The sequence below is a fragment of the Pseudomonas sp. R28(2017) genome (genome assembly GCF_002112505.1).
Lineage (GTDB): Bacteria > Pseudomonadota > Gammaproteobacteria > Pseudomonadales > Pseudomonadaceae > Aquipseudomonas.
Genome location: NZ_NEHW01000008.1, coordinates 253,716 through 268,704, shown reverse-complemented (window position 1 = coordinate 268,704; position 14,989 = coordinate 253,716). Strand labels below are relative to the sequence as shown.

Below are 14,989 nucleotides of genomic sequence, written 5' to 3'. Positions count from 1 at the left end.
TAAATGCAACTCGCGAGTGGTCGCTTTGGCCGTTAGCAGCCCTTAATGAAGGTCTGCTTCGGGTCGGAAGCGGTCGGTCGCCACGGGCCGGCAACGACCCGTGGCGGCCTTCCACGACCTAAGCCGTTCTTCCCGAGCTTGTAGGAAGCTTTCCGGCTGAGGGGTGGCTGATGACTGCTTCTGGGCATTTTTTGGAGGGGCTATCCACATGACCAATTTTTCAATGGTGGTAATGGCATCTGGCCGGCAAAGTAGCATCTGAATATGCCAGAATCTTGGTTTGCACCAACGTCCAAGGAAAGGTATGAGTTTTTTTGACCGATTATTCGCGTTCCGACAGAACGAATTTCGGACGCCCCTTGAGGACTTTCTCACGGAGATCTTTGCCGAGTGGCTACGGCAAGTGACGCTTACTGGTCGAGTTTCAGAGGTGCTAACTGACCTCTTCAAACTGGCACCGGCCGAGCTTGGAGATTTGAGCAATCTTAACTCAATTGTCTGGGAGACTCAGCACGTCATTGGTCCTGGCGACCACGGCGCGGAGGGTAAGCGCCCAGACCTGATTGGACGATGTTCTAATTTTTTCCTGATTATAGAGAGCAAAATCTCCGCTGGATTTACTCAATACCAAGATGAATTGGGGCGAGTCGATCAACTGTCTATGTATCAGTCATATCGTAGAAGCCGGAAAGAGGCGTTTGGTGGCCTTGTTCTTATTACGCATTCCACGTTGCCGCCATCAGACTGGACCCATCGGACGTTGCACTGGCGTGCTATTGAAAAATACTTAAACGCTTTTACGGACCATAGCTCGTCGGCGAGTGCGCTGAACTACATAACTAAACAATTGAAAAAATTCCTTGGAGACAATGGCATGAACGGAACCCGTATCGAACTGGCGGATATTACCGCCTACCCCGCATATCAAAGACTCACACAAGGGTTGTCAGAGCTGGGTAGAGTTGCGGATAACTGCCTTAGAGTCGAGCTTCAGGGGACACGCCTTGAGAAAATCAGGGCCCCTCGTGGGGGGAGTGGTGGAGACTTCATCTGGCCTACTTTTTGCGGTTTGACGCTCACCAATGACGGTTTTAAGTGCCATGACGCTCAACTAATTTTGTGGAGCGGCACCCTTGCTGGAAAAGTTTACGATTACATCGGTCCGTTCACTGCCGGAATCCCGGACCTCTCTGTCGGTATTGGCTTATGGTTCAATGAGGAAATCCGACAAGAAGCCCGTAATTACCTATTAGCTTTGTGTGATAAGCTCACCGTTGAGGAGAACGGCACGTGGACACTGGATATTCACTCTCGCAATGGCAGGGGGCCGATTGTTTTGCTGTCGACCCGTCGTTCCCTTATTGATTTACATGTTCAAGCTGCCGGCGGCGACCTAGACGATATCGCCAGTGAGTTCTTCTCAACTCACAGTAAGTCACTTCTGACTGAGCTTTCATCGCCACTTTTGGAGGCTGGGAAGATTGCCGATCAGTTTCTCTTTGATATGGTAACTGCTGAATGATCACGCTTGGCTTTCTATGCGCTAAATAAAGTTTCTGGCCGTATGCAGACCCTGGCGAGGGTCTGCTTTGGGTCGTTAGCCGCCATTCGCGACTGGACGCTATCGACCCAAAACAGCCTTTCGCAGAGGACGGTTAATGGCCCGAAAAGGACGACTAAAGTAGAGAAAAGTAAATATGTCTTCGCGCTCCTTCTCGCGTGCTCCGCATTTCGCGAAAACTGGCTCCCTTAAACAAACGTTAGCAACTGCAATCGAGACTTCGTAGATGACCAAAGAGAGCCCGCTGGGCAAACTAATAACCAGCCTTCAGAAGAGCATTTCAGAGGGTGGCCTGGACAAGTCCGCAATTGAGAAAGCAACGAAAGAGCTAGCGAAACTTGGATATCAATACGACGACCATCGGTTCCCCCTGCTCGTGGGCACTGAGGCTTTCTCGAACAATAGTTCGGATTCTCCAAAAGACCTTGCAGAGGCACTTCTGTGGAAGCTAGGGAAATGGAAGGCATACAAGAAATTCTGTGAGAACTATGCCGCAGAGCAGCCAGCACCCACTAAGACCGACGTGGTGTTCTATGCCTTTGCAATGCATCTGAGAGATAAAAATAATCCGATTTATGACCAGCATGCAATCAGGTCACTTTGGGCTATCTTCGAAAATTTAACCACCGACGAGAGGCAGAAGTGCAAGTCGCTACTCTTCGACAAGAAAAATGAGTGGAAGGAATCTGGTACAGGGAAGAGCGCAATTGATTGCTACTCATTTTTCGTCAATCACGTTAATGAGCTAGTTTCGACTAGCGGGGGAGCAAGCAAGTCTGAACTTGACCGCTTGCTCATGCCTCTAGGTCAGGCAATCAAGGGGTCTACGAAAACGTACACAGAATTTTCCGCCCTTTGCGGTTGGCCTGGTAGCGGCTAATCATTCGCTGAAGCCAAGTAGCCCCTAAGGGCTGCAGCCTTTATGCGGACGTTAGAAAAACAGTTCCTTTGACTTCTGTCCGAATGAAGCCTCACAAGACGATGGTTGGGCGAGCAGCTCCCAAAGTCAGACCAATGACGCAGAGCAAAACTTACATACGTCACATGAGCATCGCGATATAATGCCGTGACAAGTCCTTTTTTACGCCGGTGGCAACAGTGCATTTAATATTTATATTTTTAAAGCCCTATTATTGGTTTGCACACATTGCAGCCTATGGCATAGCTCAAAACCTTGAAGGTGTAAGTTATTTTGGGTGGCTCAACAATATCTACGACCCACGCTTTCCGCTCCCCCTACTAAACCTTGACCCCAGCACCGGGGTTAAAATTATCGCGGGAGCGATCTATCTGTTGCTTGCCCCTCTTGCATGTGTTCTTGTTAGGGGCGGGTTTATACTCGGACGAAAACCGGGATTAGCCATGCTTGCAGCAGTGCTTCTACCTGGCGCACTGTCATTGCTGGGAAGCTCTGCGCCGCTAGAATTCTTTATCCCCGACGAGTTTCACTTTGGCACAGGATACATCGGGGGATTCTGGAGCAATGGTGCTAACTACATCATTGCATTTATGTGGGGCTGGGCGACGATCATGCTGGTGGCTAATCTCTTTAAAAGCCAGAAATTCAAACATGCTTACGATCATATATGGTGCCTATTAACAATTGTCGGATGCATGTATCTCGTTGTGGACTCGCAGGCAAAATCACACGAGGAGCATAAAATTGAAACAAACGCCCTCATTGGAAAACACCTCGAATTTTATAAGGAACGTTATTCGGCGCTGAATATCTTGTGCCACAAAGAGCCCTCGATTTTTGCCAATGCAAAGCTCATATGCGATAAAGCAAGAATTCTGTCCACTTCGCTGCCACTGGAGATAGAACGCTCTGAGCCTGAGTTTAGAAGATACGGTGATTCGTGGATGGAGGATATTCTCAGCGATACAAATATTGAACAATTGAACTCGTATTTTTGTTCGGATGACAAGCTCATCGCACACTGCAAAGAAACTCCAATTGATCTTCTTATTACAGGCCAGGAGCTTTTCGAGAAGGTGCTCGTACCCATTTCAGGCCACACTAATAGGCTTAAGGAACTCTATAAAAAGCTAAACACTTACACAGACAAGGTTACGCGCTATAAAGAATACACTCATTTAAAGTATTTCCTGTTTTGCCTTATCTGCTTTATTTCCGGAGGCAAAGCTGCGACCTCCTCGATTTCATTTATTGGTGAGAGCAATATGAAATCGCGCTCTTGGGCCAGGAGAATTGCGGCGGTGACATTTTTTAATTTATGGTTTGCAATAATGCTCGTCACAAGAGCCGACGACGGCTATTAGCGGCAGCGTTAAGCAACATCGGTAACGTCTATAACGTCGGCCTGTAGGGCCGCGTTTTTTCAGAACAGCGACTACTGCCGGGCATGGTGCTGGAACTCGCCCCGTGCAAGGAACCGGGTCGAGTGATCGAGCCATGCGCGAGCGAGGTATCCGCAGTTATAGGCCGCCAGGTCTGCAACGTAGCAGCTAGGGCTAGCTTAATGTGTACTCCATGAAGATGCTCCCAACTACAAGCAACGCCGTCGGTTTGAGGAAACAGGCTGCGGTAAGACTGGCGGCATGCCGGGTGAGTGACTGCAACTCAGCTTGCGGTCACCGGCAACCTCAATGGAGATTTGCGAATGGGCATTCAGCCAGGTTTTGAGGCGTTGCGACATGGAGTCAGTGAGATCGGCAACCCTCTCCCCGCGCCGGCCGTTAATCATGCGCAGACCAAAGTCCTCTGGCAGAACGGGACCGAGGGCACCAAAGCGCCAAGCCTGATCGAATACGAGTACGTTCAGCCCACCGATGTCGTGAGTTTGGGCCTCACGCCCGTGAACGGGATTGGGTTGCCAAGCAAAGCCGCCATTAACGGTAGGCTTATAAAAATTGTCCGGTATTTCGGTACGGTCAGGTCGCTTTGAGGCAAAACGGCGGTCGCCCCAGTATTCGGTGAAGGTCAGGATTTCAGAGACAATACCGGTCCAGACAACGCTGTGGCGGGAGGCAGGATTAACTTTCGCACCTGCAAATGCGAGCACCAACTCTCCGACCTTCGCCTTCTTGCGGATGCGCGGCTTACATACCGCCAGCGTAACGGCCGGCGGATCGTAATTTGGCGCGGAGCCCATGTCCATGGCGATCACATACGTGTGTACTCGCATCGTCATGACTCCTGTGCAAAAAGCTGATCAAGCCACGAGAACGCATCGGCACGATTCGCGATATCTGCGACGAATTCCTGGCCACGTGCTGCGGCCTCCAGAGTCCCTGACGACGACCTGCTTTGCAATGGGTGAGCCTGATTAACCTAAATAAGTTCAGCCTTCGCGACCGGCAATCTACGACCCATAGCCGACGCTGCGTCCTGCAGCGAACCTTGTGGGAGCGGGTTCGCCCGCGAGCACCGGCAAAGCCGGTGCCATCCACCGCGTCGCCTGCTTCGCGGGTAAACCCGCTCCCACAGAGTGCGTGTCGCACTCACGAAGCCGGTTATTCTCAAGTGTCTGCTTCGGTTCGTTAGCTGCCTTTCCCCAGACGAGCCTGAGCCTGGCTTTGGCGATTGGGTAGCCGTCCTCCATCATCCTGTCATGCCATTTCGCAGTGGTCGGGATCCTGAAAATAGGCTGGGGATAATTTTAGAGATAAAGAGTTGTAACCTTAAGAATAATACCCATTGAATTCAGACTCTTTCGTGTCGGTACGATTCCTGTCTCCACCACATATCAAGGCTTGCAGCGATGCTGGCCTTTTTTGTTTCTCGGTTGATGCGATTTTCCGAGCGGCCGCTGGAACAAATTGCCGAAAAACAGGTGGTTTGACCTTGCCGGGACGCGGTGGAAATCCACGCTGTTACCCCGCTTTCTGGAATCTAGAAAAATCCACCTCCGCAGGTTTTAGGGACTGTACACCCTGGGGCTCCCTTCGTCGGTCCAATCCCACCAGCCCAGCTTTCGAGTTCGCAGCTTTCCACTTAAGAATTGGCAGCTTTTGAGATAACCGATTTCCAGATTTTCGGTTTTGCCCAATGTTTACGGGGCAAAAGCTCAAAATTTTCGAGATAATGATTTCGCCACCTGAGAGTAATCCTAAAAACCAGCCCCGACGTACTCCTCGCCGAGCTCACCGACCTCGTTGAGGCTCACCTGTCCCGCCTGAGGAACATAAAGACCTGCATTCTTCCTACAAAACGTATGGCCTCAGAACACCCCACGCGCCCTTGCGCAAGCGGGCCCATAGGGATAAATTGCCCCAGTCGTCGAAGCATCGGCGATGCGACCTTGGCCGGTCGGAATCGAAAGGCGCAGCAGCGCCCAATCTTCATCGCAGGCGCTTTTTTTGTGCCCGCGATGTCGCGTTATGGCGGTGGTGCGCGGGACACCTTCGGGTGTGCCGGGCTCCTTTCGTCCCGGTCGGCCAACCCGCGTACTGCTGCCACCTAAACTTGCTTGGCCGCGAGCGGTGGCAGTTCCACAACGAAAGGAACTCATGCATGACCACCAGAAATCCGTTCAGGATCCTCGCATCCGTTCTCCGCCGCCGCCCCGCGCCGGCCCCGAAACCTCACCGCTTCTACCCAATCTGCGACCTGACTCGCCCCACCTCCCAACCCAGGCAGGTGCCCCATGACTGACCAGGAACGCTTATCCACCATCCAAAGCTACGCCTGGACCCTCGAACTGCTCGGCGAAGCCTTGGTCCAGCACGATGAAGTGCTGGAGTGCGAACACAACCCTCAGCTGAGCTTCCGCAACACCGCAGGTATTCACCAGGCGATCCGGATCATCAGCCGGTTGGCCAGTGAGCAATGCGGGAAGATGATCGATCCCAACGAACTTAGTCACCTGGTCGACTAATGAAAGCAACGCTGTCGCCAGCCCAAGGCTGGCGCAGCTGCTAATGTCAGAACCTCAGCGAACAAAGATGAGGTTCAAGATGGTTTCGCACAAGGATGTCATCACCAGCAACCGTGACGCCTGGAATGCCTCCGCCGACCACCACCGGCGCAGCGCTGAGTGGGCTCGGCTTACCGACGCCGTGGCGGACAAAGGCTTTTCGTGCCTGGATTCGACCCTGACTGAACACTTGCAACAGGTAGGCGTAGCGGGCAAGTCGGTTATCCAGTTGGGCTGCAACAATGGCCGCGAAGTGCTTTCGCTGTTTGCCCTTGGCGCACTGGAAGTGGTGGGTGTCGATCAGTCTTCGGCGTTTCTCAAGCAAGCGCAGGAGCTGGCCGAGCGATCCCAGTATTCGCCTGAGTTCGTCGAGGCCGACATTCACGCGCTGCCGACCATGCTCAACGCGCGCTTCGATGTCGCGTTGATCACTATCGGTGTTGTGAACTGGATGCCCGACCTTGGTCTGTTCTTCAGCCACGTTGCCAGGACGCTGAAACCGGGCGGGGTGTTGGTGATTTACGAAACGCATCCGTTTCTGGAAATGCTCGATCCCGAAGCCAGCGACCCCTGGCGCATCAGTGGTTCCTACTTCCAGGCCGAGCCGGTGGTCGAAACGGGGGCAATTGTTTACGAGGGCAAGGGCGAGGCAACCGGGCAGGCGTCTTACTGGCATATCCACCGCCTGGGCGATCTGCTCATGGGGGTATTGGGCGCGGGGTTGAGGCTGCGCGCATTCAACGAATACGCGCATTCCAATCGGGAAGATCTGTACGACGTCTACACCCAGGGCGTGGTGCAGGTACCCATGTGTTATGCCCTGGTAGCAGAAAAACTGTGAGGCAGCAGATGGGCAGCAGGGTGTTCAGGGGCGTTGTGAATCGCCCCTGATTCCTCTTTCAGCCCCATAGCTTTGCAGCTTGCGGCACCCCGCCATAGCCATAAGCCGTAGCGCGCACGTCTATGATGTGGACGTTCGAATGAGGGTGCACATTCCCGATGCGTCCTGAGAGCAAATCATAGGCTTCACGCTGATACTGCCGTTTCTGCTCCACAGTTGTCGTTTCGTCGGTGATCGTGACCTCCAGGCGAAAGCTGTTTCGCCCTAAGCGCTCAAGCGATTCGCTGTCGATAAACCACAAACCAGCATCAACGAACCGAACGATCACCATCGTTTGGGATGGCTGCTTGTCCAGAACGCGTGCAGTCAGTTCAGTCAGCTCGTGGCTGAGGCCGGACGCCAACGCAGCATTCGGTGCGCCGGACAAGGTCAGGGTGATACCAGGCATTTGAGTCATCCTCGTCAGTGAATGTGCCTGTAACTTAGCCTTTGAACATGTTCCTAAAAAGCGGGAAAATCAGTGCTCATCTTCCTGTTTATCCGGAACCTGCATGTACCACCTCGACCTTGCCCAGCTCCACGTCTACTTGGCGGTCTGTCACGCAGGCAGTATCTCTGCAGCCGCTCCGGCCCTGTTTCGCTCAACCTCCGCCATCAGCGAACAGCTGCGCAAGCTGGAAGATGCCATTGGCGTCGAGTTGCTCATACGAGGCAAGCAAGGCGTTCGCCCCACCCCTGCGGGTGAGCGTCTTGTGCGCCATGCGCGGCAGCTCCTTACCCTGGGAGAGCGGGCGCTGTCCGATGTACGAGGCGAACAATTCGAAGGGGAGATACGACTGGCGATCACCGATTACTTCCGCCCCGACGACATTGCTGGGCTACTGAAAAAACTACGTGAATGGCATCCACGGCTGCGACTTCATGTGGTTATGAAAAAGAGCCTGGAAATTGATCAGGCAAGTGACTACCTGGACATTGGCTTGACCATGCGTTTTAACGAGCGCGTGTCCACTTCCAACACCTTTGAGGTGAGGCAGGAGCCACTGCAATGGGTAGCCGCTGCCGGCTGGGTTCCAGAGCCCGACCAGCCGCTGCCACTGCTCGCGATCAGCGGGTGCGGATTGTCGGAGTACAGCTGCCAGGTGTTGGAGCGCGCCGGGGTGGAATACGAGATCGTTTATTCGACTTCAGGTGTGGCGGGGCTGCAGTCGGCATTGCGGGCAGGGCTTGGAATAGCCTGCATTAACGCGAGTGCCGTACCGCATGGCGTGGAGCCTTACCGGGCTGGCATGCCGGTGTTGGCGCAAGCCAGGTTCTTGTTGCTTGCGCCGCGTAAGGGGGAGTCTGCGCTAGTGGAAAATGTGCGGCGATTGTTGCAGGGTTTTTTGGCATAGGTTATGGGTTGCGCAGCCTGCTTTCTCATCCGACTCTTGCCAGTCTTTCAAGTCGAGGCAGCAGGGGGCTTGATCACCGTAATCGGTGTCCGGCAAAACTTGACCAGAACAAGCCAGCTCCTACAGGGGCGGCGGCGCTTGCGGCTTTTGTTCTCTGATTTCGGGCGAACCGGCTCGCCTTTTTTAAGTCCGGTTCAACCTACGGTAATCGCCGCATTCAGCATCAACACCACGATCAACCCGACCAGCGCCACGATGGATTGCACCACCGAGATGGTTTTGGTCGCTTCGCCCATGGTCATGCCGAAGGACTCCTTCACCATCCAGAAGCCTGCATGGTTGGCGTAGTTGAAGAACAGCGAACCGCAACCGATGGACAGGGCCAGCAACGGCAAGTTGAGGCTAGGGTCTGCACCTGCAAGCGGCGCCAGCAACCCGGCCGCCCCTACGATACCCACGGTGGCGGAGCCGGTAGACACCGAGAGCAACATCGCGATCAGCCACCCCAGCAGCAACGGAGGGAAGGCCGATTGTTGAGTCAGGTGCACAATGGCATCGCCCACCTTGGCGCTGGTCAGCATTTCCTGAAACGCCCCGCCGCCGGCGATGATCATGATGATCGAGGCGATAGGCTTGAGGCTTTTGCCCAGCGCATCGCGCAGCTGTTCGGCGTCGCCGCCGCGCGCCAGTACCAGGCTTGCACCGGCGAACAGCACGCCCAGCAGCATGGCGATCAGCGGGTTGCCGAGGAAGCTGGCCAGTTCCAGCATCGCATTGCCCTTGGGCAGCACCATCTCGGCGACGGCGTGCACCAGCATCAGGATCGCCGGCAGCAACGCGGCCAGCATGCCGATCAACACGCCGGGGCGGGGTTGATTGGCGGCTTTTTCAGTCAGGGTGAATTGGTCCAGCAATGCCTGGTCCGGCCGCGTGCTCATGCGCGGCGCAATGAACAGGCCATACAGCGGGCCGCCCAGGATCATGGCCGGGATAGCCGCAAGGAAGCCATAGAGCATGGTGGGCCCGACCGAGGTCTTGAGCACGGCGATGGCAGTCAACGGGCCAGGGTGCGGCGGTACCATGCCGTGCATGGCGGCAAGCGCCGAAATCACCGGCACACCGACATACACGTACGCCGAGCCCTTGAAGCGAGCCTGGCCTTCCAGCTTTCGCGCCACGCTGAAGATCAGCGGCAGCATGATCACCAGGCCTACCTCGAAGAACATCGGAATGCCGATGACAAAGGCAACCAGCATCATGGCCCACGGGATCATGCGGTCCGAGGTGCGCTTGAGGATCACGTCGGCGACCTGCTCGGTGACGCCAGCGTCAGCCAGTATCTTGCCCAGCATCGCGCCCAGCGCAATCACCACCCCGACCGCACCCAACGTCTTGCCGGCGCCAGTGAGCAGGTGAGCAACGATGCTGCCGGGTTCCATGCGGGTGGCAAAGCCCACGCCAATGGACACCACCAGCAAGGCCAGCAGCGGGTGCATTTTGAGGCGGGACACGATGAGCGCTACCAGCACCAGGACACTGACCAGTGCGGTCAGCAACAGCTGTATATCTAAGGGAGTCATTCAGGGAATCTCGGTTGGGCTGGCGCGTTAGCGGCACTCAGGCATTGCGGGCATGACAGGGGGCTGCGGGCAGTAGCTACCCGTTATCGGTCGCGGGCGGAGGGCCGACTGGATGCGCAAACTTCGAACATCGGAGGAATGGGGCTGGCGGACGGAGGTGTCGCGCCGGGCAAGCGCGTAGGGCTGGGCAGTGCGGTCATGGAGCGATTCACCTTGTTATTTGGTCATCTATATGAATCTTTACAAAGTATTTCCGCGACGGTGGGATGCTGTCAATAGCATGCGGTCGCATCACATGGTCTTTTCGCCTTGGCAGGCAATACTTCTCTGTATACGCAGGCGTGCTCCTGGTGGCGCGCGCCGCTGGGAGGTGTCAGGTGAACAAGCTATCAATCGTGGGTGCCGGGATCGTGGGCGAGGCGGCGGCGCAGATCATTGCCCGGGAAGAGTACTGCCGTGAGCTGATGTTGCTCGATGTGCAGGGTGAACTGGCCCAGGGCAAGGCGCTAGACATCTGGCAGGCGGCCGTCGAGTCAGGTTCCGATACCAAGGTGCTGGGTGGCGCCAAGGCCGAAATGCTGCAGGGCTCGGAGCTGGTGGTGATTACCGCAGGCGTGCCGCGCAAGCCTGGCCAGTCGCGGCAAGACGTGCTGAGCATCAACCTGCCAATCCTCGACGGCATCATGCACGACATCAACCGCTATGCGCCGGCAGCGACGGTGCTGGTGGTGTCGAACCCGGTCGATGTGCTGACCTATCGGGCCTGTTCGCTCAGCAAGCTGGGACGCAGCAGGGTATTCGGCCAGGCCGGCGTGCTGGATACCGCGCGCATGAAGTGCTTCATTGCCGAGCTGACCGGGTTTTCTGCCCGGGATATCACGGCGCTGGTGCTGGGCGGGCATGGCGACAGCATGGTGCCGCTGATGCGTTACTGCCAGATCGGGTCGGTGCCGCTGTCGCACTTCCTGTCCAGTGAGCAGATCGAGCAGATTGTGGAGCGCACACGTAAAGGTGGCGGCGAGATTCTGGGCTTGAAGAAGCTCGGCAGTGCCTGCGATGCGCCGGGCGTGGCCATTGCGCAGATGGTGGATGCGATCGCCAATGGGCGTAACCGCATTCTGCCGGCGGTTGCGATTCTTGAAGGAGAATACGGGCGCAGCGATATCGCCATGGGCGTTCCATGCGTGCTGGCAGAGGAGGGGATTGCCCGGGTGATCGAGTTGCCGCTGGATGCCCAGGAGCAGGCGATGTTTGATCACTCTGCGGACCAGGTGGCGCGGGATATTGCGGAGATGAAAGCGCTTTGAACTGGGGAAGCGGCATCAAGCTGGCGAGATATTGGGGCTGCTTTGCAGCCCATCGCGACGCAAGGCCGCTCCTACAGAGATCGCGTGATTGCTAACTTCATCGTATGAGGGCTGGGATGGCTCGGACGTAAATCAACTCGCTGAGCAATTCCACCAGCGTTTGGGTGATTACGGCAGCCGCCGCCAGCCCGCGCAGGTCCTCGGGCAACGCCAGCGCCAGCGGCAATACCACCAGCGAGTTTCGCGTCGCGGCGCTGAAGGTCACGGAGCGTGCCTCGCTCACTGGCAAACGCATCAGCCGTGCCGAGACAAAGCCGAGTACTGGCGCCAGCAGCATGAAGCCGACATACACCGGAATCACCGGCAGCAACCGATCAGAATCCCGCAGCACCACGGCAATCTGCGACCCGATCACCGCCACCAGCACCAGGGCCATCGCCGGTACTGGCATCCATGCCCAGGCGTCGTTCCAGGCCGATACTGCGCGGGAGCGGCGGGCGCCGGCGCTGGTGAGCACGGCAAGGATCATCGGCAGCACGATCAGCAGCACGAAGGCTTCCACGAACGGGGCGATGCTGATGGTGACGCCACTGCTGTCGCCAAGCATCAGTGCCAGGTACACCGGCAGCAGCACCAGCTGCACCAGCAACAGCACGGGCGTGGCGGCGAGGGTCAGGCGCGAGTCGCCTTTGCCGATGTGGGTGAACACCACCACGTAGTCGATGCACGGCGTAAGCAGCACCAGCAGGGCGCCGATGAGGATCGCCGGGTGGTCGGCCAGGCCCCGGGTGATGGCCCACACCAGCAAGGGCACGAGGATGAAGTTGGCGAGCAGCAGCGCGGCCATGAAGCGGCGGTTGCCCAGGCCCTGGCGCAGGTCGAGGAAGGGGATTTGCAGGAACATCGCATACATCAGTATGGCGATGGCGGGGGTGACCAGGGTTTGCAGCTGTTGCGCAGTGTCGCTGGCCAGCATGCCGAAGGCCAAGGCTGCGAGAACGGCAGCGAAGTAGATGGGGATCTGTTGGGTTTCGAGTTGCTCTCTGGTCAAAGCCGGGCCTGTGTTGGTTTGCGCTTGGGGGGCACAGGTTAATACGTGACGGCCGGGGCTGCATGATCTGAATGAACCTGAAGGACCCCAGGTTCACCCGCGTGCACCGCGTTGCCTGCTTCGCGGGTGAACCCGCTCCCACAAGGATTGGGTCAGTACTGAGGAGGTGAGCAAAAACATCAGTCAGGCTTGAGCCAATCGACACCGCGCTCCTGAATGATCAGGCTCAGGGTCCCTAAGCGCGCTGCCGGGTAGCAGGCCAGGAAGCCGCCCACCGGGTACAGGTTGTGGATCTCCACGGGGTGCCCCTGATCACTGCTCAGCTGAACTTCTCGCCGGCCATCTTCAAGCTGCGTCAGGTCGAATGCTTCGCCTGTCTGTGCATCGGTCAGCATCCACAGGCTTGGGTCTCTTGCCTCGATCGGCTGTACGTTCACCAGGCCATCGCCGGTGGTGAAAACGCCTTGGCCCGAATGGGAGCCGCTGCGCAGATAGATGCGGTAACCCGCCTCGGTATGGCGAAAGTACAGCAGCAACGCCGGGGGCTGGGCGGTCTGCTCGAATGTGATCAATCCGATCTCCTGGCCGTGTTGCCAGTCTGGTTCGGTGCCATTCAACATGCCGAGGGTGGTGGCGCCTTCAACGGCGTATCCCGGCGCTTGGTGAGGGCTCACCAGCGATACGGGCCCGGTGGTCATGTCGCCCAGCACATTGATCGGCGCGTCAGCGGCTTGCAAGGTGGCGATGAAGGACAGTGCTACGTGGTCAGCCATGGCTGGCCTCCTGCTCGTTTTCCAAAAGAGGCGGCAGGTTATTCGGCCGGGTTCGCCCAGCCCATCCGGAAGCGGTTCCGGTGCCGGGCGGCAGGCATGAAAAAGCCCGGCACAAGGCCGGGCTTTTTGACATCAGGCGTTCGCCAATCAGTTGCCGTAAACCGGCAGCTTCTTGCAGATGGCCTTGACCTTCTCACGTACGGCGTCGATCACCGCTTCGTTGTTCAGGTCAGCCAGGATGTCGCAGATCCAGCCGGCCAGTTCGCGGCACTCGGTTTCCTTGAAACCACGGGTGGTGACGGCTGGGGTGCCGAAACGCAGGCCCGAGGTGACGAACGGGGAACGTGGGTCGTTCGGGACCGAGTTCTTGTTGACGGTGATGAAGGCTTTGCCCAGGGCAGCGTCAGCATCTTTACCGGAGATTTCCTGCTTGATCAGCGACAGCAGGAACAGGTGGTTCTGGGTGCCGCCGGAAACCACGTCGAAACCACGCTCGATGAACACCTCGGCCATGGCCTGGGCGTTCTTCACCACCTGCTGCTGGTAAGCCTTGAACTCAGGCTGCAGCGCTTCCTTGAAGCAGATGGCCTTGGCGGCGATCACGTGCTCCAGCGGGCCGCCCTGGGCGCCCGGGAAGACGGCGGAGTTCAGCTTCTTCTCGATCTCTTCGTTCTTGCGAGCGAGGATCAGGCCGCCACGCGGGCCGCGCAGGGTCTTGTGGGTGGTGGTGGTGACGACGTCGGCGAACGGTACCGGGTTCGGGTACACGCCAGCGGCAACCAGGCCGGCAACGTGGGCCATGTCGACGAACAGGTAGGCACCGACCTTGTCGGCGATGGCGCGGAAGCGGGCGAAGTCCAGGACCTGCGAGTAGGCCGAGAAGCCGGCAACGATCATCTTCGGCTTGTGCTCGACGGCCAGGCGCTCGACTTCGTCGTAGTCGATCAGGCCGTTGCCGTCGATGCCGTACTGGATGGCGTTGTACAGCTTGCCCGACGAGCTTACCGAAGCACCGTGGGTCAGGTGGCCACCGTGGGCCAGGCTCATGCCCAGGATGGTGTCACCGGCCGACAGCAGGGCCAGGTAGACCGCGGCGTTGGCTTGCGAGCCAGCGTGCGGCTGGACGTTGGCGTAGTCGGCGCCGAACAGCTCTTTGGCGCGGTCGATAGCCAGTTGCTCGACCACGTCGACGTACTCGCAGCCACCGTAGTAGCGCTTGCCTGGGTAGCCTTCGGCGTACTTGTTGGTCAGGACCGAGCCCTGGGCTTCCATGACTGCCGGGCTGGTGTAGTTTTCCGAAGCGATCAGCTCGATATGCTCTTCCTGGCGCAGGGCTTCTTGCTGCATGGCTTCGAAGAGCTCGGCGTCGTACTTGGCAATGGTCAAATCACGGCTGAACATGGCGGTCCTCAAGGATCGGGGTAATTTGGGGGGGCATTCTAACCGATTGATCCGCGCCTGGCATATGAACTGGCATCAAGTCGCGGACCAATGGGCTTCATGTTGCATCCCGCGCCGTGTCTGGGCTGGAGTTGACTCGAAGGTCCATTTTCCCGGCCCGAATTTCAGCTGTGACGGGCCCGCTCCCACAGGGAGGGCGTC

General features: G+C 57.3%; 13 protein-coding genes. 7 read left to right on the top strand and 6 right to left on the bottom strand.

Annotated features, from left to right (window positions below; genetic code table 11):
• Positions 1 to 304: 304 nt before the first annotated feature.
• The 3 genes from CAF78_RS16310 (at position 305) to CAF78_RS16300 (ending at position 3,844) form a co-directional block, all read left to right on the top strand.
• Positions 305 to 1,522: a hypothetical protein gene (locus CAF78_RS16310; RefSeq protein ID WP_085674033.1), complete on the top strand. Its 1,218-nt coding sequence runs from the start codon at positions 305 to 307 to the stop codon at positions 1,520 to 1,522.
• Positions 1,523 to 1,787: 265 nt separating this feature from the next.
• Complete coding sequence (locus CAF78_RS16305; RefSeq protein WP_085674031.1) at positions 1,788 to 2,441, top strand: hypothetical protein; 654 nt, start codon at positions 1,788 to 1,790, stop codon at positions 2,439 to 2,441.
• Positions 2,442 to 2,659: 218 nt separating this feature from the next.
• Positions 2,660 to 3,844, top strand: a complete 1,185-nt coding sequence (locus CAF78_RS16300; RefSeq protein ID WP_143515065.1) for a hypothetical protein — start codon at positions 2,660 to 2,662, stop codon at positions 3,842 to 3,844.
• 227 nt (positions 3,845 to 4,071) lie between these two features.
• On the opposite strand, the gene CAF78_RS28085 is transcribed toward CAF78_RS16300, so the two are convergent.
• Positions 4,072 to 4,710, bottom strand: coding sequence for a hypothetical protein (locus tag CAF78_RS28085; RefSeq protein WP_143515064.1), 639 nt, complete (start codon positions 4,708 to 4,710; stop codon positions 4,072 to 4,074).
• Positions 4,711 to 6,171: 1,461 nt separating this feature from the next.
• Between CAF78_RS28085 and CAF78_RS16280 the strand changes: the two genes are divergently transcribed.
• Entirely contained in the window at positions 6,172 to 6,402 is a 231-nt protein-coding gene (locus CAF78_RS16280) for a hypothetical protein (protein ID WP_027918244.1), read from the top strand.
• Between the two features lie 79 nt (positions 6,403 to 6,481).
• Entirely contained in the window at positions 6,482 to 7,282 is an 801-nt protein-coding gene (locus CAF78_RS16275) for a class I SAM-dependent methyltransferase (RefSeq protein ID WP_256573845.1), read from the top strand.
• A 58-nt stretch (positions 7,283 to 7,340) separates the two neighbouring features.
• Here CAF78_RS16275 and CAF78_RS16270 read toward each other — a convergent pair whose 3' ends face one another.
• A complete protein-coding gene (locus tag CAF78_RS16270) occupies positions 7,341 to 7,730 on the bottom strand; it encodes a tautomerase family protein (RefSeq protein WP_085674021.1) in 390 nt (129 codons plus the stop codon).
• A gap of 103 nt (positions 7,731 to 7,833) precedes the next feature.
• Between CAF78_RS16270 and CAF78_RS16265 the strand changes: the two genes are divergently transcribed.
• Complete coding sequence (locus CAF78_RS16265; RefSeq protein WP_085674019.1) at positions 7,834 to 8,676, top strand: LysR family transcriptional regulator; 843 nt, start codon at positions 7,834 to 7,836, stop codon at positions 8,674 to 8,676.
• 194 nt (positions 8,677 to 8,870) lie between these two features.
• On the opposite strand, the gene CAF78_RS16260 is transcribed toward CAF78_RS16265, so the two are convergent.
• Positions 8,871 to 10,256, bottom strand: a complete 1,386-nt coding sequence (locus tag CAF78_RS16260; RefSeq protein ID WP_085674017.1) for a GntP family permease — start codon at positions 10,254 to 10,256, stop codon at positions 8,871 to 8,873.
• A 377-nt stretch (positions 10,257 to 10,633) separates the two neighbouring features.
• Between CAF78_RS16260 and CAF78_RS16255 the strand changes: the two genes are divergently transcribed.
• On the top strand, positions 10,634 to 11,563 hold the full coding sequence (locus CAF78_RS16255) for a malate dehydrogenase (protein ID WP_085674015.1): 930 nt from the start codon (positions 10,634 to 10,636) through the stop codon (positions 11,561 to 11,563).
• Between the two features lie 97 nt (positions 11,564 to 11,660).
• Here the strand turns inward: CAF78_RS16255 and CAF78_RS16250 are convergent, their stop codons facing one another.
• From CAF78_RS16250 to glyA, 3 genes are all read right to left on the bottom strand, one after another.
• Complete coding sequence (locus CAF78_RS16250) at positions 11,661 to 12,614, bottom strand: arsenic resistance protein (protein ID WP_085674013.1); 954 nt, start codon at positions 12,612 to 12,614, stop codon at positions 11,661 to 11,663.
• A 179-nt stretch (positions 12,615 to 12,793) separates the two neighbouring features.
• Positions 12,794 to 13,387, bottom strand: a complete 594-nt coding sequence (locus tag CAF78_RS16245; RefSeq protein WP_085674011.1) for a hypothetical protein — start codon at positions 13,385 to 13,387, stop codon at positions 12,794 to 12,796.
• Between the two features lie 147 nt (positions 13,388 to 13,534).
• The gene (gene glyA, locus CAF78_RS16240) at positions 13,535 to 14,788 is read right to left on the bottom strand and encodes a serine hydroxymethyltransferase (RefSeq protein WP_085674008.1); all 1,254 of its coding nucleotides are present in this window, start codon (positions 14,786 to 14,788) and stop codon (positions 13,535 to 13,537) included.
• Between the last annotated feature and the right edge of the window lie 201 nt (positions 14,789 to 14,989).